Raw genomic sequence first — 19,126 nt, 5'->3', positions numbered from 1 at the left:
AACGTATGCGACACATACCCGAATCGGGCAAACGTGGCGTGCGACGCCCGCCGCCAAGCGACCGCGGCCGGGGCGTTTCCGCCGAAAAGGCGCACTGTAACCGAAATCGCCTGCGCCAATATTACGCATCTGCGCACGGGCCGCGCAGCGCGTTTTCCCTGATTGCCGCGCGCCGGCCGCCCCGCTCGGCGTAACGGTTAAAGAAATCCGCCACGCGGCCGATAACTCGCCTGATAGAGCGTGTCGCGCCTCATGTGGGCGCGCCGCACGCCGAGCCGCTCGAAGCGGCATTCGCGCGCCGCCGAAGCATCCGACGCCTGCATGTGCGTCGACCATCGGCTGCGCGCCGCCGCGAGAACCTGAACTGACCATGCAAGCGAACCGGACCCACGTCTCCCGCCGCGCACCCTGGCGCATCGCGCTTAATGCGCTCGATGCGCTCTGTCGCGCGTGGAGACCCGCCGAACGAGACGCCCGCGACGCCCACGACGACCCGGCAGACCACGCCGCCGCGCCCGCGTCTTCCGTTGCGCACGAGGCGTCCATCGCGAGCAGACCCGCAGCCGCACTCGAAACCACACTCGGCGCGGTCGATTTCCTCGCGCAGGTCGACGACGCGCTGCGCTTCCAGTACGTGTCGCACGCAAGCATCGACTTCATCGGCTATCACCACGACTATCTGAGTATGCTGACGCTGCACGATCTCGTGCCGTCCGAGGAAGCGGGCGAACTGGACGCGCTCATCGCCCGCGCGCGCGAAAGCGGCAAGCTGGAACGCGCGACGCTCAATCTCGTGAAGTCGCTCACCTACCCGATCAGCGTCGAACTGCGGCTCCTCGCGACCGCGGCGCACGGCACACCCGGCTTCGCGCTCGCCGCATTCGACGTATCGCGCTGGCGCGAGCGCGAGGAATCGCTCACGCACGCGCTGAATCACGATCCGCTCACCGGTCTCGAAAACGCGACCGCGCTGCAGGCGGCCGTCGGCGCGATGCAGGCCGAAGCCGAACGCACGCGCACGCAGGCGGCGCTCGTGCTGCTCGATATCGACGACTATCAGCGCATCAACCGCGCGCTCGGATCCGAGGCCGGCGACGACATGCTGCGCGAAACCGCACGCCGCATTCAGCACACGGCGGCGCACGGCGAGCGCGTCGCGCGCGTGGCCGGCGACGAGTTCGCGGTGCTGTTGCCCGCGGGCGCCACCGCCGAAGCCGCCGAAAGTCTCGGACGACGGCTGCTCACCGCTATCGCGCAGCCGTACCGGTATCGCGGGCAGCACACGCATTTGTCGGCGAGCGTGGGCGTGGCGTTGTATCCGGACCACGCGGCAAACGACGCGACGAGCAATTCCGGCGTGCAGCCTAGCCTCTTACGCATGGCCGATCTCGCGCTCGCGCAGGCGAAGGCTTCAGGCGGCAACACGCTCGTCGTCCATACGCGCGACGACAATCCCGCCGACGCGGAACGCCTGAAGCTCGAAGCCGATCTTTACGAGGCCGTGCGCAACGGCGAGTTCTCGCTCTTCTTCCAGCCGATCACGAAGATCCGCACCGGCGCGGTCGTCGGCGTGGAGGCGCTGATGCGCTGGCATCATCCGGTGCATGGACTCGTGCCGCCCTCGACGTTCATCCCGCTCGCGGAATCCATCGGCCTCATCAACTATCTCGGCAACTGGGTGCTGAAGGCCGCGTGCATGCAGCTCGTGCAATGGGACGGGATCGGCATCCGGCTCGATTACGTGTCGGTGAACGTCTCGCCGCAGCAGTTCCGCGACAAACGCTTCACGGCAGCGGTGAAGGAAGCCATCGCGCTGACGGGCATCGACGCACAACGCCTCGTATTCGAGATCACCGAAAGCCTGCTGATGCAGGACCCCGAGGAAGCGACGCGGCTTCTGGAGACGCTGCGCTCGCTCGGCATCCGCTTCGCCGTGGACGACTTCGGCACCGGCTATTCGAGCCTCGCGTACTTGCAGCGGTTTCCGCTCGCGAAGCTCAAGATCGACCGCAGTTTTGTCGAGAACCTGATTACGTCGCGGAATAATCGCGCGATCGTGAGCGCGGTGGTCGGGCTCGCGCAGTCGCTCGGGCTGGAACTCGTCGCGGAAGGCGTCGAGACCGAGGCGCAGCGCGACCTGCTCGCCGAACTCGGTTGCGATCACATACAGGGCTGGCTGATCAGCCACGCCATGCCGTCGGACGAACTGGCGCGTTCGTTCCAGTCGAGTTCTCTCGTGCTGCACGAGGCATGATGAGAGCACAAATGTTCGTGTTCTGATCCAACAGCGCGCCGTAGGACCCTGAATCCGTGTATCTTTCGGGGCTGACCGCCGAATGGGCGGATCAGGCTGAACCGCTTCGGATTAGCCGTTGCGCAACAACAGGTTTTTTTAACGCATGGCACGCACCAAGGCCGAATTACTGGACAAGTTGTGGGCGCGCATGAGCGAGCGCGGGGACTTCCCCATGCTTTCGCAGGCGCTGCGCACGACCGTGTCCGCGATGAGCGACGACGACCTCGACTTCACCGCGCTGGTGCAGGTCGTGCTGTCGGACTTCGGGCTCACGCAGAAGGTGCTGCGCCTCGCCAATTCCGCCATGTACATGGCTTTCGGCGGCAACATCACCACCGTCACCCGCGCGCTGATGGTGCTCGGCATGGACGCGGTCGGGCATCTCGTCGTCGGGCTCAAGCTCGTCGATCACTTTCATCAGAGCGCGCCGCGCCGCATCGACGCCAAGCTCGAACTCAACCGCACGCTGCTCTCCGGGACGGTCGCGCGGCAAGTGACCGAGCGCATCGACCTGCGTTCAGCGGAAGAAGCAGTGGTCTGCACACTGATGCGGCAAATCGGCAAGCTGCTCGTCGCGTTCTATCTGGAACACGAGTGGGACCAGTTGCGCCGCAAGGCCGCCGCCGAGCACATCAGCGACAGCAACGCGTGCGCCGCGTTGCTCGGCGTGACGTTCGAGGAAATCGGCATCGAGGCGGCGGACCGCTGGCGTCTGCCGGAAACGATTCGCGCCGGGATGCGCGTGAGCGACCCGACCGCGCCGCCCGACGAAACCGTCCCGAAGCATGTGCGCTGGCTGCAGGCCGTCACCAACTATTCGACCGAAGTCGCCGATGCGCTCACCGCGCAGAACGTCGCGGCGGGCGGGCGCGAGTCGATGCTCGTGGATATCGCCGAGCGTTACAGCGACGCGCTGAACACGGACGCCGAAACGCTGGCTTCGATGAGCCTCGCGCTCGCGAGCGAGGAAAGCGGCGACGGCGTGATGCGGGAGATCGTCGAATTGCAGGCGAACGCGGACGCCATGGCGCGGGCGAGCGTATCGGCGGAGGCGCGCATCGGCGCGAGTCTCGCGGACTTGCGCTCGCTGCCGTCGAAGAATGCGCTCGCGCCTGCTCTTTCGCTTGCGTTGGAGGCGGTGCTCGCGGGACTCGGTCTTTCACGGACGATCGTTTTCGTGCGCCAGGCCAACCACGAATTTCAGGCGCGGCTGGGCATGGGCGCGGGCATCGAGCCGATGCTTTCCTCGCTTTCCTTCAGCGCCGAGTTCCGGCCTGACGTGTTCCATCTCGCGATCACGAATCCGGTCGGCATCTTCATCGAAAATGCACACGATGCGCGGATCGACGCGCGTCTGCCGCGCTGGTACAAGGAGACGCTCGGCGAGGCGCAGGCGTTCGTGCTGTTGCCCGTCAAGTCGAACGATTCGACCGTTGCGCTCGTTTATGGAGACTGGACGGTTGGGTCGCATGTGCACAAGATTTCTCCGCAGGAGATGAGCGCACTGAATGAACTCACGCGGGAGTTGAGCCGCTTTTTTTCTAGTGCTAACTGGAAGGAAGTTGAGTTGATTTGAGGGTTTGTTTTTTTGCGGTCGCGGGCATTCTTTGCTTTTTGCTTTTTGTTCCTTGCTCTTCGTTCTTGATCGCGCGGCGATTTTTGTCGGGAAGCTTGCTTTCGCGTCGGTCTATTAGCTTTGCCCCTCCCCGGGGCGGGGGTTTGTGCACTTCAAAGCATCGGGGCTCGTTTTGCCGGTTCTCTCTTGGAACTTGCTTTCGTGTCGGTCTATTAGCGTTGCCCCTCCCCGGGGCGGGGATTGCGCACTCAGCGCTTCCAGGCTCGCTTTGCCGGCTCTCTCTTGAAACTTGCTTTCGCGTCGGTCTATTGGCGTTGCCCCTCCCCGGGGCGGGGGTCACTTTCTTTGCTGCTGCAAAGAAAGTAACCAAAGAAAGCAGCTTTTTTCTGAACCGCACGAAGCAACGAACCGTCCGACCACTTCGCAGAAAAGCGGTGGCACTCAGCTAATAGCAACCCTGAATCACCTTCCACGGCCACTGAGCGCCACGTCCTCCGAGCCCCTTGGCTCGACAAAACCAACGGGACTCAACGACTGTGCCCAAAACGGACACGTCGCAAACCAATTGACGAAGTGCAAGAGAGTACGCGAGAAGCGTCGTCGCTCGATCGACAACACAAAACAACGGCTGCGCCCAAAGATGCACGTGATCAGTCACGGCAACCGACGACGTGCAAAAGGGCACGACGAACATCTCAGCGACGAGTGCGGGCGCGCACGCGCTGCGCCTCGCCTTGCCTTGCCTTGCCTTGCCTTGCCTTGCCTTGCCTTGCCTTGCCTTGCCTTGCCTTGCCTTGCCTTGCCTACGGCAATGGTTGTCGTTTGCCTTCTTCCCAGTGATGCGAAGCGTCCCACTGTTCTTGACGAGCCAAGGGGCTCGGAGGACGTGGCGCTCAGCGGGCGTGGAAGGTGATCCAAGGCTGCCGATTAGCTGAGGGCCACGGTTCTTCTACGGAGTGACCACCCTGTGACTGCTGCGGGCGAAAGAAAAGCTGCTTTCTTTGGTTACTTTCTTTGCAGCAGCAAAGAAAGTGACCCCCGCCCCGGGGAGGGGCAACGCCAATACACCGACGCGAAAACAAGTTTCAGAGAAGAGCTGGCAAAACGCGCTTCGATGCGCTGAGGCGCGCAAATCCCCGCCCCGGGGAGGGGCAACGCTAATACACCGACGCGAAAACAAGTTTCAGAGAAGAGCTGGCAAAACGAGCTTTGATGCGCTGAGGCGCGCAAACCCTCGCCTCGGGGAGGGGCGTCCTAACAGACCGACGCGAAAACAAGTTTCAGAGGAGAGCTGGCGAAACGAGCTTCGATGCGCGGAGGCACGCAATTCCCCGCCCCGGGAAGGGGCAACACCATAAACCGACGGGAGAACAAGTTCCCCCGACGAAAAGCAGCCCATCGAAGCACCACAACACGCCGCAGCAAAAAAAACCTCAGACCAACTGAAACTTCCCCACCAGCGCCTTAAGCGCGCGCGCTTGATCATCGAGCGATTGCGCCGCAGCCGCCGCCTGCTCGACGAGCGCCGCATTCTGCTGCGTCCCGGCGTCCATCTGCGACACGGCGTGCCCAATCGCCTCGATGCCCGACTTCTGCTCGGCTGAAGCAGCCGAGATCTCGCCCATGATGTCGGTTACGCGGCGCACCGCGCGCACCACTTCCTCCATGGTCGCGCCGGCTTGCTGCGCATACGTCGAGCCGTCCGACACACGCGACACCGACGTGTCGATCAGCGTCTTGATCTCTTTCGCCGCCGCCGACGACCGCTGCGCGAGGCCGCGCACTTCGCCCGCGACGACCGCGAAGCCGCGTCCCTGTTCGCCCGCGCGCGCCGCTTCGACAGCCGCGTTCAGCGCGAGAATGTTGGTCTGGAACGCGATGCCCTCGATCACGCCGATGATGTCGCCGATGCTCTTCGCGCTCGCGTCGATGCGCTCCATCGTCTCCACGACACGGCCCACCACCTTGCCGCCCTTCTCCGCAATCTCCGAGGCGTTGTGCGCAAGCGTGGTCGCCTGCATCGCGTTATCGGCGTTCTGGCGCACCGTCGAAGTCAGTTGCTCCATGCTCGCGGCCGTCTTTTCCAGCGCGACGGCCTGCTCTTCCGTGCGGCGCGACAAATCGACGTTGCCGGTCGAGATCTCGCTCGATGCCGATGCGATGGCTTCCGCGCTCGCCGCGATGTCGCCGACCGTCGCCGACAAGCCCGACTGCATCTCGGACAACGCGTAGAGCATGCTGGCGTCGTCGCGGCGCTTGAGACGAATCGGATAGGCGAGATCGCCGGACGCGATGCGGCTCGCGATCTCCTTGGCATAGCCGGGCTCGCCGCCAAGCTGACCGGACAGACGCCGCACCACCCATTCGCTGACGATGATCGCGAGCACGAAGAGCGCAACGGTCAGCATCGACACCATGACGAACGACGAATGGAAGATGAACGCGGCGGCGTCGATGGTTGCTTTCGCCGCGGCGCCCCGGCGCGCGACGAGTTCGTCGACCATCTTCTCGAGCTTGCCGGTTTCGACGAGCAGCGAAACGTCCTGCATGCCGACTTGCCAGTTCATCTGCGAGAGATCGAGCGGCTGCTCCTTCACCAGCTTGACGAAGGTGCGCACATTGCCGCTCCACGTCGCGAGCGCGGCTGCGAACCGCTTCTGTTGCGCGAGCGCGCCGGTATCGGCGTGATCGATGTACTGCGCCAGTTGCGACTGTTCCGTGCCGATCTGCGCGAGCGCCTCTTCGATCTGGCTGCCTAGTTCGTCGCGCTCCTTCGCCGTCGATGCGGTGAGCAGCATCTTTTGCGAGCGGCTCGCGCGCAGCAGATTGCCGCGCGTTTCCTCCGCCGCGCGGCTCGCGACGTAGCCCTGCGAATAGATCGATTCAGTCGCGCCGTTGAGCCGGCTGATCTGCGTGAGCGCGATGGCGCCGATACCCAGCGTGCCCGCCAGCACGAGGCCGAACGCGAGGCGCAGCGACGCCTTCACGGACAGCGCGCGCTTCGTGGCCTTCTCGCTCCGTGCAGCCTGGGCCGCCTGGGCAGAACCGGTGGCCGGCAACAAGCCCGCGCCGCGTAGCGGAAAGAGTTTCATCGATTCATCCCCGAGTCATTGTTCTTAAAACGGTACGCCCGCTGTGCGGCACGCCCACATCGCTGGTCTACGGCAGGCGTCTGGCTTTTCTTTAGCGCGGCAAGCACAGTCGTTCGCCCGCGCGTCGCGTGTTTATAACCGGACAAAATTCGTTTAGTCGGATCATTAGCGCCGATTCAGCGGCCGTTCCGTGTCCGATTCGCGACAAACCTTGGCATGACAACGCGCACGAGCCATCCTAAACTTGTCAGGCATTCCGTTCCCGCATCAATCGCGGGCAAGACAACGTAGTCGAGACCCACGGCTTTCTCTCCCTCACACCATGCAAACGAGTATCGACAAAGGCGCTTTCCCGGGTTCGGGCGGCGCGTCGGCAGTCAATGGGGCGACCCCGGCTGCAAGTGCCGCGGCGAACGCGTCCACGGCAGCGGCGCCCGTGCAGCGCACCGTGTATTCCGTGCTCGGTGCGATCAGCTTCTCGCATCTGCTGAACGACATGATTCAGTCGCTGATCCTCGCCATCTACCCGATGTTCAAGAGCGAGTTCGCGCTGACGTTCGGGCAGATCGGCCTCATCACGCTGACGTATCAGATCACCGCGTCGCTCTTGCAGCCCATCGTCGGGCTGTACACGGACAAGCATCCGAAGCCGTATTCGCTGCCCGTCGGCATGGGCTTCACGCTGTCTGGCTTGCTCTTGATGTCGATTGCCAGCAACTTCGGCACGCTGCTGATCGCGGCGGCGCTCGTCGGCTGCGGTTCGTCGGTGTTTCATCCGGAATCGTCGCGGGTGGCGCGCATGGCGTCCGGCGGCAAGCACGGCCTCGCGCAGTCGCTGTTTCAGGTGGGCGGCAACGCCGGTTCGTCGCTCGGGCCGCTGCTCGCCGCGCTGATCGTCATTCCGCACGGCCAGCGCAGCATCGCGTGGTTCTCGGCGGCGGCGTTGCTCGCCATGTTCGTGCTCGCGAACATCGGCCGTTGGTACAAGCGGCATCCGGCGATCAAGAAAGGCCGCGCGAAGTCGGCGCACGCGGCGCTGCCGCGCGAGAAAGTCGTGATGGCGATGAGCGTGCTCGTGCTGCTCGTCTTCTCGAAGTACTTCTATCTCGCGAGCATCACGAGCTATTTCACGTTCTACCTGATCAGCAAGTTCGGCGTATCGGTGCAGGCCGCGCAGATTCATCTGTTCGTGTTCCTCGCGGCGGTCGCGGCGGGCACGATCATCGGCGGGCCGGTGGGCGACAAGGTCGGACGCAAGGCGGTGATCTGGGTCTCCATTCTCGGCGTCGCGCCGTTCACGTTGCTGATGCCGTACGTGAACCTCTTCTGGACCGGCGTGTTGTCGGTGGTGATCGGGCTCGTGCTGGCGTCGGCGTTCTCGGCGATTCTCGTCTATGCGCAGGAACTGATTCCGGGCAAGGTCGGCATGGTCGCGGGCCTGTTCTTCGGCTTCGCGTTCGGCATGGGCGGCGTCGGCGCGGCGGTGCTCGGGCATCTCGCGGACGTGACGAGCATCGACTACGTGTACAAGCTGTGCGCCTTCCTGCCGTTGATCGGCGTGCTGACGGTGTTTCTGCCGAAGACGCACGACGCGAAGGCTTGAGCGGAGTGTTTCAGCAGAACGCCCGGTCACGGAAACGTGGCCGGGCGTTTGTCTTTACGCGCACCGTCAACGACAGTCCGCGACGAGCTTCCTGTAGCCATTCTCGACGAAGGGCTCATGCGCCCGACATCGCGATACCGGCGTCGTGAGTTTGCGCGAGAGCAGGATCGTGTTGCCGTATCCGCACGACAGCCAGACGCCCTCCTCGTTCTCAGCGGCGACGAACTGCCAGTTGTACGACTTGCGGCCGTTGATCACGGTGATTTCCGGCTTGAGATCGTGCCGTTGCTCCGGCGGGCCGATCGTCACGACGACGTCCTGCACCGAGAGGATCGTGCGCCGTTGCTGCGGCTGCCATCCGTCCGGCGCATCGGTGATGACGGCCGGTTGCATCGTGACACGTGCAGGGCATTCGATCTCGATGGCGGCGGCCGCAGCCGCTGCCGCCAGAAGCGCAGCGCCGATCACGGTCCGCATCCAACACTTGCATGACTTCACGCGCGACCTCATTCGATGATGAAAAACGCGTCCGCGTTGTTGCTCGGGTCCGCGAAATGACCGTTCTTCAGCCTACCTTTGCGGCAGATCAGTCGCGATGAAACGACGGGCTAGTTGTCCTCGTCGTGCGCCCATTGATCCATCACCCAGATGCAATCGCCCTCGCGGCGCAGGAAAAGCGCCGCATGATTACCGTGAGCGTGGCTGCGGTATCTGCCCTCGACGAACGTTGCGATGGCGGTTCCGGCCGGAATCAACGCGGTGTCGAGCACGCGCGGCCCCTCGCGCCACAAAGCGGTCACAGGCGCGTGCGCGTAGTGTTTGACGAGATCGACGCACTGATGCGTCCCGACCATGTCGGTGCCTTCCAGCTTCGCTGCGTCGGGATAACGGTAGGACATGGAGACCCTCCATTGGAAAGGTCTCCTGATCGTATGCTTTGCCCGCTCAGCGGATCTCGCTTGCGAGCGCCAAATTGCGGCATTGCTTGCGGAAAATCAATGCCGCATGTCTGCCTTATCGCTTGGCGGACCCTTCCAGCGCCGCTCTGATCTGCGCTAGCGCGCCGGCGTCCTCGATAGTCGGTAGATCGCCCGGATCGCGCCCTTCCGCCAGCGCGGCAATGGCCCGGCGCAGGAGCTTGCCCGAGCGCGTTTTCGGGAGCATCGAGACGAAATGCACATGTGCCGGACGCGCGATCGGGCCGAGTTGCGTATCGACCGCATGGCATAGCTCCGCTTCCATGCCTGCGCGCGCACCGGGCGCTTCGATGCGATCGGCGTCGCGCAGTACGACGAACGCCGTCGCCGTCTGTCCCTTGAGCGCGTCCGTCACGCCGACGACCGCGACTTCCGCGACCGCCGCGTGCGCCGACAGCGCCTCCTCGATCTCGCGCGTGCCGAGGCGATGCCCCGCCACGTTGATGACGTCGTCCGTGCGGCCGAGAATCGACACGTAGCCGTCCTCGTCTTGCACGCCCCAGTCGAACGTCGAATAGACCATCTGGTTCGGCACGCTCTGCCAGTACGTCTCGACGAAGCGACGGTCGTCGCCCCAAACCGTCTGCATGCAGCCCGGCGGCAGCGGATAGCCGAGCGTCACGACGCCCTTTTCGGCCGGCGCGCACGGCTCGCCGGTGAACTCGTTGCGCAGCGTCAGGTTGAAGCCCATCGACGGCACGCCGGGCGAGCCGAGCTTCGACGGCAATTCCTCGATGCCGCGGGGAATGGCGAGCATCGGCCAGCCGGTTTCGGTCTGCCAGTAATTGTCGATCACGGGCTTCTGCAGCGCGCTCTGAATCCACTGCGCGGTGGGCTCGTCGAGCGGTTCGCCCGCGAGGAAAAGCGTGCGCAGGCTCGACAGGTCGTATTTCGCCATCAGCGCCGGGTCTTGCTTCTTCAGCACGCGGATCGCGGTGGGCGCCGTGAACATCAGGTTGATCTTGTGCTGCTCGACGAGCCGCCACCAGATGCCGCCGTCCGGGCGAACGGGCGTGCCTTCGTACATGACGGTCGTGAGTCCCGCAATCAGCGGCGCATAAATGATGTAGCTGTGCCCCACGACCCAGCCGATATCCGATGCCGTGAACATCGTGTCGCCTGGCGCGCCCTGAAAGATATGCTCCATCGACGCCCCGAGCGCGACCGCGTAACCGCCGACATCGCGCTGCACGCCCTTCGGCCTGCCGGTGGTGCCCGACGTGTAGAGCACATAGGACGGCTCGTTCGATTCGAGCCATTCGCACGGAACGTGTGCATCGAAAAACTGTTCGCGCAGCGGCTCGTAAGCGACGAGATAGCTCGCTTGCAGGCGCTCGGGCGCAAGCTGCCGGTCGATCAGCAGCACTTGCGGCACCTTGAATTCGGCGCGCGACAGGGCTTCGTCGACGAGCGGCGTGTAATCGATCACCTTGCCCGCGCGCGCGCCTGCATCGGCGGTGACGATGAGCGCGGGCTCGGCATCGTCGATGCGCGCCGCGAGATTCGGCGCCGCGAAGCCGCCGAACACGACCGAATGGACCGCGCCGATGCGCGCGCACGCGAGCATCGCGAAAAGCGCCTCGGGGATCATCGGCAGATAGATGAGCACGCGGTCGCCCTTCTTGACCGACAGCGAGCGCATGACGGCGGCCATGCGGTTCACTTCCGCGTGCAGTTCGGCATACGTGTAGCGGCGTTCGATGCCCGTTTCCGTCGAGACGTAGACGAGCGCGTCCTGCTGCGCGCGCGAGGCGAGATGGCGATCGACCGCGTTATGGCAGAGATTGGTGCGCCCGCCGACGAACCATCGCGCGAAGGGCGGATTGCTCGCATCGAGCACCTGTTGGAACGGCGTGTGCCAATGGATGCGGCGGGCCTGTTCGGCCCAGAACACTTCGGGCTCTTCGATCGACTGGCGATACGCTTCTCGGTAAGTCGGCATGCGCGTCCTCTGCAAGATGCAATCCGTGGCGAGCCTGTGTCTGACTCGCTCCACAGCATAGAGCAGCCGGCGAATGCCTGCCTAGAGAGGGCGCGCCCTGATCATGCGCAGTCCGGCGCGCTCAAACCGCGCGGCTGCTCGATCTGCGAGATGGCGGCGCGCTCGCCTGTGCCGCGCCGTGTTTCAGCAGCACGGGCGCGAGTTCGCCTGCCACGCGGATGCTCGATACGACGACCGTTCGCACGCCGCTGTCTTGCGTGAGTGTGCGCAGCGTTTCGCGCGTCGTCGCCCGCGCCTCGATGCGCGGTTCGATCACGACGAATCCGCGGCAGTATGCGGCGAGCGCCACGCGATGCGTGCGCAGCCACGCGGCGCGCAGAGCGAAGTCGTCGGGCGTTTCGTCGTCGCTGTGCTCGGCGACGATGACGAACGGCGTCGCGAGCGCGAGTAGACGGCGCATCTGCGCGGACCACGCGAACGCGTAGCCCGGCTGCATTGCGTGGCGACGCACGCGCACGAGCGGGAAGCGGCTCGCGTCGAGCATTCGATTGTCGAGGGCGTTGAAAGTAAGGTCGTCGGCGTTCACAGCGGTTTCGGGCTCCATTCGTTGAACGCGGCGACGACACTCGCCCAGCGGGATCGGCGCGGCACGACGCGCTTCTGTTGTGCGGCGCGCGGTGGCCGCCGTTCGGCGCTAGCCTGGGACGGCGCGGCGGGCGCGTCGCTCCAAGCGCGGCGCGTGGTTTCGAGGACTTTCGCGGCGTTCGCGGCGATAGCGCAGCGCGCGTGGGCATCTCGCGGTTCGCCTGTCACGCGGTTGGCATTCGGATCGTTGGTCACGTCGGGCCTCCAGTCGTGCGTTCACGATGCATGACTGGGATTGTATTGAGAATCATTCTCAATAACAAGCGGGATTTGCGGCGTGTGACATCGGGTCCGGACACGCGCGACGGTGGCTGACTCAGTGGCGATGCGTGTCGAGGAACTCCGGGACGCGACTTGCCCAGCCCAGATGCGGCTACGTCACGGAGCACAGACGGGTAGCTGACCTAGTGGCCGACTCAGCGGCCGATGCGTGTCAGGCGCACGGCGCAGCTCGGCTAGCACGGACTCCGGGACGCGACGCGCGCAGCCCAGATGCGGCTACGTCACGAAGCACAGACTTTTGCCGACTTAGTGCCGATGCGCGTCAGGCGCAGGCGCAGTTCGGCGTCGCATGAACTCCGGGACGCGACATGCGCAGCCAAGGGGCGGCTACGTCACGGAACACAGACGAGTGACCGACTCACTAGCCGATGCGTGTCAAGAAATAAGCGCGGCTTGCCGCCCACAAGTCCCGAGACGACGTGCCCAGCGCAGGTGCGACGACTAACGCGCGGCGCCCGATCTTGGCCGGCTTCAGCGGCCGATCCGTTGACCGCTTTTCCGGCCGCCGCGCACTTGACTTCAGCCGGCTCGCATCAAGTACCGCGACAACACGCCCGACGAATACGTCCCCGCAATCGCCGTCAGGAATTCGGCGAAGGACGCGGGCGCGGCGGCATCGGCGGTATCGGAAATCGTGCGCACGACCGCGCACGGCACGCCGTGCTCGTAGCAAACCTGCGCGAGCGCCGCGCCCTCCATCTCGACCGCGAGCGCGTCCGGCAAAGCGGCGCGCAGCGCGGTCACGCCCTCGTGACTCGCGATGAACTTGTCTCCGCTCACCACGAGCCCGCGATGCACACGCGGCCGCATGACGGCGAAGCGGTCGGCGAGCGCGTCGCCCTCGGCCTCGATGAACGCGAGCGCCGCAGCGGCGAGCGCATCCGAGAGCGCGGTGTCGGCGTCGAGATGCGTGCGGTCGAGCAGCGGCACTTCGTAGCGCGGGAAAAACGGCGACGCGTCCAGATCGTGCTGGAGCAGCGCGTTCGCGACGACGATATCGCCCACGCGCACGTCCGCGCGCACGCCGCCCGCGACGCCGGTGAAGAGAATCGCCTCGACGCCGAACACGTGGATGAGCGCGCTCGCCGTGGCCGCCGCCGCGACCTTGCCGATACGCGCGAGCGTCACGACGACCGGCACGCCATGCGCCTCGCCGACGTGGTATTCGCGCTTGCCGAGCGTGACCGTGCGCACGTCGCCCGCGGCGCGCATGTGTGCGATCAGGTCGCCCAGTTCCTGCGGCAGCGCCGCCATGATGGCGAGCCGCTTCATTCCACCGCCTGCAGCTTCGCCACGGCCAGCGCGAGCCACTTTTCGCCGTGCCGCTTGAAGCGCACTTGCGCGCGCGCATCGCCGCCGGAGCCTTCGAGCGCGGTCACGGTGCCTTCGCCGAACTTCGTGTGAAACACGGCCTGTCCGACCTTGAAGCCGGTATCGGCTGCGCGCTGTTCGTTCGCGAACGAAGGCAGCGCCGCGCTCGCCGTCGATTGCGCGCCGCGTTCCTGTCCCGGCCGCGCGAACCAGTCGCGGCCCCAGCCGGCGTTGTCGGCGCGTCCGCCCCAACGCGCGCCCGCCTCCACTTTCGGCGTGAGCCACTTGAGCGAGCCTTCCGGCAGTTCGTCGAAGAACCGCGAGCGGATGTTGTAGCGCGTCTGGCCGTGCAGCATCCGGCTCTGCGCAAACGACAGATACAACCGCTCCTTCGCCCGCGTGATCGCGACATACGCGAGCCGCCGCTCTTCTTCCAGACCGTCGGACTCCTGCGCGCTGTTCTCGTGCGGAAAGAGCCCCTCTTCCAGCCCGGTGATGAACACCGCCGTGAACTCCAGCCCCTTCGCAGCGTGGACGGTCATCAACTGCACGGCGTCCTGTCCGGCTTGCGCCTGATTGTCGCCCGCTTCGAGGGATGCATGCGACAGGAAGCCCGCGAGCGGCGTCATGGTGTCGGGATTCTGGGCGGGATCGGCGATACCGGGCGCATCCAGCACTTCAATCTCGCCGTCCTCGCTGACCGCCCTGATCTCCTGCGCGGCGGTCGCGCCGGGGCGCAGCGGAATGGAGCGCGCGGGCGTATCCAGCCCGTAGCCTTCTTCGCTCACGAACGCCGCCGCGGCGTTGACCAGCTCCTGCAAGTTCTCCAGCCGGTCTTGCCCTTCCCGCTCGGTTTCGTAGAACGCGGCAAGGCCGCTTGCGCGCACGACGTATTCGACCGTTTCCGGCAGGCTCATCTGCTGCGTTTCAGCGCGCATTTTGGCGATGAGCGTCGCGAACGCGCCGAGGCTCGACCCTGCCTTGCCGGTCACGTAAGGCACGGCGGCGGCCATCGAACAGTTGTAGAGACGCGCGGCGTCGGCCAGTTGCTCGATGGAACGCGCACCGATGCCGCGCGTCGGGAAATTGACCACGCGGGCAAACGCGGTATCGTCGTTCGGATTGTCGATCAGGCGCAGATACGCGAGCGCGTGCTTGATTTCCTGACGCTCGAAAAACCGCAGGCCGCCATACACGCGATACGCAATGCCCGCGTTCACGAGCGTATGTTCGATGGTGCGCGACTGCGCGTTGCTTCGATACAGCACCGCGATCTCGCCACGCGCGAGGCCGGTGTTGATGAGCGCCTTGATTTCTTCGACGATCCAGCCCGCTTCCTGCGAATCGGTCGCGGCTTCGTAGACGCGCACCGGCTCGCCGTGTCCCGCGTCCGTGCGCAGATTCTTGCCGAGCCGCCGCGCGTTGTTCGCGATCAGGTAATTCGCGGTATCGAGAATATGGCCGTGCGAGCGGTAGTTCTGCTCCAGCTTGATGAGATTGCGCACGCGGAATTCGCGCTCGAAATCGTGCATGTTGCCGACGTTCGCGCCGCGAAACGCGTAGATGGATTGATCGTCGTCGCCCACGGCGAAGATCGCGTTGTGCTCACCCGCGAGCTGCTTCAGCCACGCGTATTGCAGCTTGTTGGTGTCCTGAAACTCGTCGACGAGGATATTGCGAAAGCGCGCCTGATAATGCGCGCGCAGCGGCGGATTGTGCGCGAGCAACTCGTAGCAGCGCAGCAGCAGTTCCGGAAAATCGACGACGCCTTCGCGCTGGCATTGCTGGTCGTAAGCCTCGTACAGCTCGACGAACTTGCGGTTGAAGTTGTCGGTCGCATCGACGTCTTTCGGACGCAGCCCCTGTTCCTTCGCGTTGTTGATGAAGTACTGGAGGTTCTTCGCCGGATACTTCTCGTCGTCGACGTTCAGGCCCTTCATGAGCCGCTTGATCGCGGAAAGCTGGTCCGCCGTATCGAGAATCTGGAACGACTGCGGCAGGCCCGCGTCGCGGTAATGCGCGCGCAACATGCGGTTGCAGAGGCCGTGGAACGTGCCGATCCACATGCCGCGCGTGTCGATGGGCAAAAGCGCCGACAGACGCGACAGCATCTCGCGGGCCGCCTTGTTCGTGAACGTGACGGCTAGGATGGTCTGCGGCGATGCGTAACCCTGCTGGATCAGCCACGCGATGCGGGTGATGAGCACGCGCGTCTTGCCGCTGCCCGCGCCCGCGAGGATCAGCGCGGGCTCGTTCGGCAGCGTCACGGCGGCGAGCTGTTCGGGATTGAGATTGGCGAGTAAATCGGGCATGGGAAAGTGAGCGGCGGCAAGCGCACCGAAGAAGCCGGCAAGGAGTCGCCGGCGAGCCGACCATTATAAGACCGCGCCGATGGCGTCGCCGGGCGAGCCATTCGCGACCGCGGACCGGCCGCGCCCGGATTCGTCCGATTGCGCGCCTCAAACCTTATAATCGGTGATTACCCCGCATCTTTTCACGCATTTTTCGGCAGATTTCACGATGAGCGACAGCACGCTTGCGAAGAGTTTCGAGCCCCAGAACATCGAGTCCCAGTGGGGCCCGGAATGGGAGAAACGCGGCTATTCCGCGCCCACTTTCAAGGAAGGTGCGAAGAATTTCTCGATTCAACTGCCGCCGCCGAACGTCACCGGCACGCTGCACATGGGGCACGCGTTCAACCAGACCATCATGGATGGCCTCACGCGCTATCACCGCATGCTCGGCGAAAACACGCTGTGGGTGCCGGGCACGGACCACGCGGGCATCGCGACGCAGATCGTCGTGGAAAGACAGCTTGATGCGCAAGGCATCTCGCGCCACGATCTGGGCCGCGAAGAGTTTCTGAAGCGCGTGTGGGCGTGGAAGCAGGAATCCGGCTCGACCATCACGCGGCAGGTGCGCAGGCTCGGCGCGTCGATCGACTGGTCGCGCGAATACTTCACGATGGACGACAAGATGTCCGCCGCCGTGCGCGACGTCTTCGTCACGCTCTACAAACAAGGGCTCATCTATCGCGGCAAGCGGCTCGTGAACTGGGACCCGGTGCTGGGCACCGCCGTGTCCGATCTCGAAGTCGTGAGCGAGGAAGAGAACGGGAGCCTCTGGCACATCAAGTACCCGCTGCCGGACGGCTCGGGGCATCTGACGGTCGCGACGACGCGCCCCGAAACCATGCTCGGCGACGTCGCCGTGATGGTGCATCCGGAGGACGAGCGCTATGCGCATCTGATCGGCAAGACGGTCGTGCTGCCGCTGTGCGATCGCGAGATTCCCGTGATCGCGGACGACTACGTGGACCGCGAGTTCGGCACGGGCGTCGTGAAAGTCACGCCCGCGCACGACTTCAACGACTACGCGGTCGGCCAGCGTCACAAGCTGCCGCAAATCGAGATCCTCACGCTCGACGCAAAGATCAACGACAACGCGCCCGAGAAGTATCGCGGCATGGACCGGTTCGAGGCGCGCAAGCAGGTCGTCGCCGATCTCGAAGCGCAACGTCTGCTCGACTCCGTCAAGCCGCACAAGCTAATGGTGCCGCGCGGCGACCGGACGGGCGTCGTCATCGAGCCGATGCTCACCGACCAATGGTTCGTCGCGATGACGAAGCCCGCGCCCGAAGGCACGTTCAATCCGGGCCAGTCGATCACGGAAACGTCGCTCGATGTCGTGCGCAGCGGCAAGATCAAGTTCGTGCCGGAGAACTGGAGCACGACCTACTACCAGTGGCTCGAAAACATTCAGGACTGGTGCATCTCGCGTCAATTGTGGTGGGGGCATCAGATTCCCGCGTGGTACGGCGAAAACGGCGAAATCTTCGTCGCGAAGACCGAAGAAGAAGCCCGCGCCGACGCCGAGCGCGAGAGCTACACCGGCTCACTCAAGCGCGACGAAGACGTGCTCGACACGTGGTTCTCTTCCGCGCTCGTGCCCTTCTCGTCGCTCGGCTGGCCGAACGAGACGAAGGAACTGAAGGCGTTTCTGCCTTCGTCGGTGCTCGTGACGGGCTTCGACATCATCTTCTTCTGGGTCGCCCGGATGGTGATGATGACCACGCATTTCACCGGCAAGGTGCCCTTCGATACCGTTTATGTGCACGGCCTCGTGCGCGACGCGGAAGGCCAGAAGATGTCGAAGAGCAAGGGCAATACGCTCGATCCGATCGACATCGTGGACGGCATCGACCTCGAAACGCTCGTCGCCAAGCGCACGAGCGGTCTCATGAATCCGAAGCAGGCCGCGCAGATCGAGAAAAAGACGCGCAAGGAATTCCCAGAGGGCATTCCGGCGTTCGGCACGGATGCGCTGCGCTTCACGATGGCGTCGATGGCCACGCTCGGTCGCAATGTGAATTTTGATCTGGCACGCTGCGAGGGGTATCGGAATTTCTGCAACAAGCTCTGGAACGCCACGCGTTTCGTTTTGATGAATTGCGAAGGTCACGATTGCGGTTTTGCGAACGTGGCCGGTTGCAAGCCCGGCGACTGCGGACCCGGCGGCTACACCGATTTCTCGCAGGCGGACCGCTGGATCGTGTCGCTGCTTCAGCGCGTGGAAGCGGAAGTCGAGAAAGGTTTCGCGGACTATCGCTTCGACAATGTCGCAAGCGCCATTTACAAGTTCGTGTGGGACGAGTACTGCGACTGGTACCTCGAACTCGCGAAGGTGCAGATTCAGAACGGCACGCCCGAGCAGCAGCGCGCCACGCGCCGCACGCTGTTGCGCGTGCTGGAAACGGTGCTGCGTCTCGCGCACCCCATCATTCCGTTCATTACCGAAGCGTTGTGGCAGAAAGTCGCCCCGTTGACGGATGCTTATCCGGCCGGCGCGCAGGAAGGCGAAGCGTCGATTATGACGCAGCCGTATCCGCGCGCCGAGACGAAAAAGCTGGATGAATCCGCTGAACAGTGGGCCGCCGAACTGAAGGCAGTCATCGATGCATGTCGTAATCTGCGTGGCGAAATGAACCTGTCGCCCGCGGTGAAGGTGCCTTTGCTCGCACACGGCGACGCCGCGCGTCTTGCGTCGTTCGCACCGTACGTCGCGGCGCTCGCGCGCCTCGCGGAAGTGAAGATCATCGACGACGAAGCGGCGCTCGACAAGGAAGCGCAAGGCGCGCCGGTGGCGATCGTCGGCGGACACAAGCTGGTGCTGAAAGTGGAGATCGACGTGGCGGCGGAGCGCGAGCGTTTGACGAAAGAAGTCGAACGTCTGAACGGCGAGATCGTCAAATGTAACGCCAAGCTCGGTAATGAAAGCTTTGTTGCAAAAGCGCCGGCCGCTGTCGTTGAACAGGAGCGCAAAAGGCTGGCAGAATACAAAACCACTATCGAAAAGCTTCAGGCGCAATTATTGCGACTGCCGGTCTGATTAGGGTTAGTTTT

General features: G+C 64.3%; 11 protein-coding genes and 1 pseudogene. 4 read left to right on the top strand and 8 right to left on the bottom strand.

Going from position 1 to position 19,126, the window contains the following annotated elements; genetic code table 11:
- Positions 1 to 370 precede the first annotated feature (370 nt).
- Positions 371 to 2,254 carry a bifunctional diguanylate cyclase/phosphodiesterase gene (locus P9239_RS09365; RefSeq protein WP_309750184.1) on the top strand — a complete coding sequence of 628 codons (1,884 nt, stop codon included), beginning with the start codon at positions 371 to 373 and terminating at the stop codon, positions 2,252 to 2,254.
- 145 nt (positions 2,255 to 2,399) lie between these two features.
- Positions 2,400 to 3,872: an HDOD domain-containing protein gene (locus P9239_RS09360; protein WP_309750183.1), complete on the top strand. Its 1,473-nt coding sequence runs from the start codon at positions 2,400 to 2,402 to the stop codon at positions 3,870 to 3,872.
- A gap of 1,433 nt (positions 3,873 to 5,305) precedes the next feature.
- Here the strand turns inward: P9239_RS09360 and P9239_RS09355 are convergent.
- Positions 5,306 to 6,964, bottom strand: a complete 1,659-nt coding sequence (locus tag P9239_RS09355; protein ID WP_309750182.1) for a methyl-accepting chemotaxis protein — start codon at positions 6,962 to 6,964, stop codon at positions 5,306 to 5,308.
- 322 nt (positions 6,965 to 7,286) lie between these two features.
- Here P9239_RS09355 and P9239_RS09350 point away from each other — a divergent pair, with 322 nt between their 5' ends.
- The gene (locus P9239_RS09350) at positions 7,287 to 8,567 is read left to right on the top strand and encodes an MFS transporter (protein WP_309750181.1); all 1,281 of its coding nucleotides are present in this window, start codon (positions 7,287 to 7,289) and stop codon (positions 8,565 to 8,567) included.
- Positions 8,568 to 8,633: 66 nt separating this feature from the next.
- Here P9239_RS09350 and P9239_RS09345 read toward each other — a convergent pair whose 3' ends face one another.
- The 7 genes and pseudogenes from P9239_RS09345 to P9239_RS09315 all read right to left on the bottom strand — a co-directional run bounded on the left by P9239_RS09345 (position 8,634) and on the right by P9239_RS09315 (position 16,036).
- Positions 8,634 to 9,044, bottom strand: coding sequence for an STY0301 family protein (locus tag P9239_RS09345; protein WP_309750180.1), 411 nt, complete (start codon positions 9,042 to 9,044; stop codon positions 8,634 to 8,636).
- 29 nt (positions 9,045 to 9,073) lie between these two features.
- Positions 9,074 to 9,421 (bottom strand): annotated as a pseudogene (locus P9239_RS09340) (BPSL0067 family protein).
- Between the two features lie 160 nt (positions 9,422 to 9,581).
- The gene (locus P9239_RS09335; protein ID WP_309750179.1) at positions 9,582 to 11,486 is read right to left on the bottom strand and encodes a propionate--CoA ligase; all 1,905 of its coding nucleotides are present in this window, start codon (positions 11,484 to 11,486) and stop codon (positions 9,582 to 9,584) included.
- Positions 11,487 to 11,607: 121 nt separating this feature from the next.
- Complete coding sequence (locus P9239_RS09330; protein WP_309750178.1) at positions 11,608 to 12,072, bottom strand: hypothetical protein; 465 nt, start codon at positions 12,070 to 12,072, stop codon at positions 11,608 to 11,610.
- The gene (locus P9239_RS09325) at positions 12,069 to 12,326 is read right to left on the bottom strand and encodes a hypothetical protein (RefSeq protein ID WP_309750177.1); all 258 of its coding nucleotides are present in this window, start codon (positions 12,324 to 12,326) and stop codon (positions 12,069 to 12,071) included. Before P9239_RS09325 ends, P9239_RS09330 begins: the two co-directional genes overlap by 4 nt.
- Positions 12,327 to 12,932: 606 nt before the next feature.
- Positions 12,933 to 13,685 (bottom strand): 5'-methylthioadenosine/adenosylhomocysteine nucleosidase, encoded by a 753-nt coding sequence (locus P9239_RS09320; protein ID WP_309750176.1) that lies wholly within the window; start codon positions 13,683 to 13,685, stop codon positions 12,933 to 12,935.
- On the bottom strand, positions 13,682 to 16,036 hold the full coding sequence (locus tag P9239_RS09315; protein ID WP_309750175.1) for a UvrD-helicase domain-containing protein: 2,355 nt from the start codon (positions 16,034 to 16,036) through the stop codon (positions 13,682 to 13,684). Before P9239_RS09315 ends, P9239_RS09320 begins: the two co-directional genes overlap by 4 nt.
- A gap of 208 nt (positions 16,037 to 16,244) precedes the next feature.
- Here P9239_RS09315 and P9239_RS09310 point away from each other — a divergent pair, with 208 nt between their 5' ends.
- Positions 16,245 to 19,112 carry a valine--tRNA ligase gene (locus P9239_RS09310; protein ID WP_309750174.1) on the top strand — a complete coding sequence of 956 codons (2,868 nt, stop codon included), beginning with the start codon at positions 16,245 to 16,247 and terminating at the stop codon, positions 19,110 to 19,112.
- The last annotated feature ends 14 nt before the right edge of the window (positions 19,113 to 19,126 follow it).

This window comes from Caballeronia sp. LZ062 (assembly GCF_031450785.1).
Taxonomy (GTDB): Bacteria; Pseudomonadota; Gammaproteobacteria; order Burkholderiales; family Burkholderiaceae; genus Caballeronia.
This window is presented reverse-complemented; position numbering and strand designations above follow the sequence as displayed.

Bases quoted from the DNA above. Each gene is read 5' to 3' on its own strand.
- P9239_RS09315 (WP_309750175.1), bottom strand. From the start codon at position 16,036: ATGCCCGATTTACTCGCCAATCTCAATCCCGAACAGCTCGCCGCCGTG.
- P9239_RS09345 (WP_309750180.1), bottom strand. From the start codon at position 9,044: ATGCGGACCGTGATCGGCGCTGCGCTTCTGGCGGCAGCGGCTGCGGCC.
- P9239_RS09310 (WP_309750174.1), top strand. From the start codon at position 16,245: ATGAGCGACAGCACGCTTGCGAAGAGTTTCGAGCCCCAGAACATCGAG.
- P9239_RS09365 (WP_309750184.1), top strand. From the start codon at position 371: ATGCAAGCGAACCGGACCCACGTCTCCCGCCGCGCACCCTGGCGCATC.
- P9239_RS09350 (WP_309750181.1), top strand. From the start codon at position 7,287: ATGCAAACGAGTATCGACAAAGGCGCTTTCCCGGGTTCGGGCGGCGCG.
- P9239_RS09320 (WP_309750176.1), bottom strand. From the start codon at position 13,685: ATGAAGCGGCTCGCCATCATGGCGGCGCTGCCGCAGGAACTGGGCGAC.
- P9239_RS09360 (WP_309750183.1), top strand. From the start codon at position 2,400: ATGGCACGCACCAAGGCCGAATTACTGGACAAGTTGTGGGCGCGCATG.
- P9239_RS09335 (WP_309750179.1), bottom strand. From the start codon at position 11,486: ATGCCGACTTACCGAGAAGCGTATCGCCAGTCGATCGAAGAGCCCGAA.
- P9239_RS09355 (WP_309750182.1), bottom strand. From the start codon at position 6,964: ATGAAACTCTTTCCGCTACGCGGCGCGGGCTTGTTGCCGGCCACCGGT.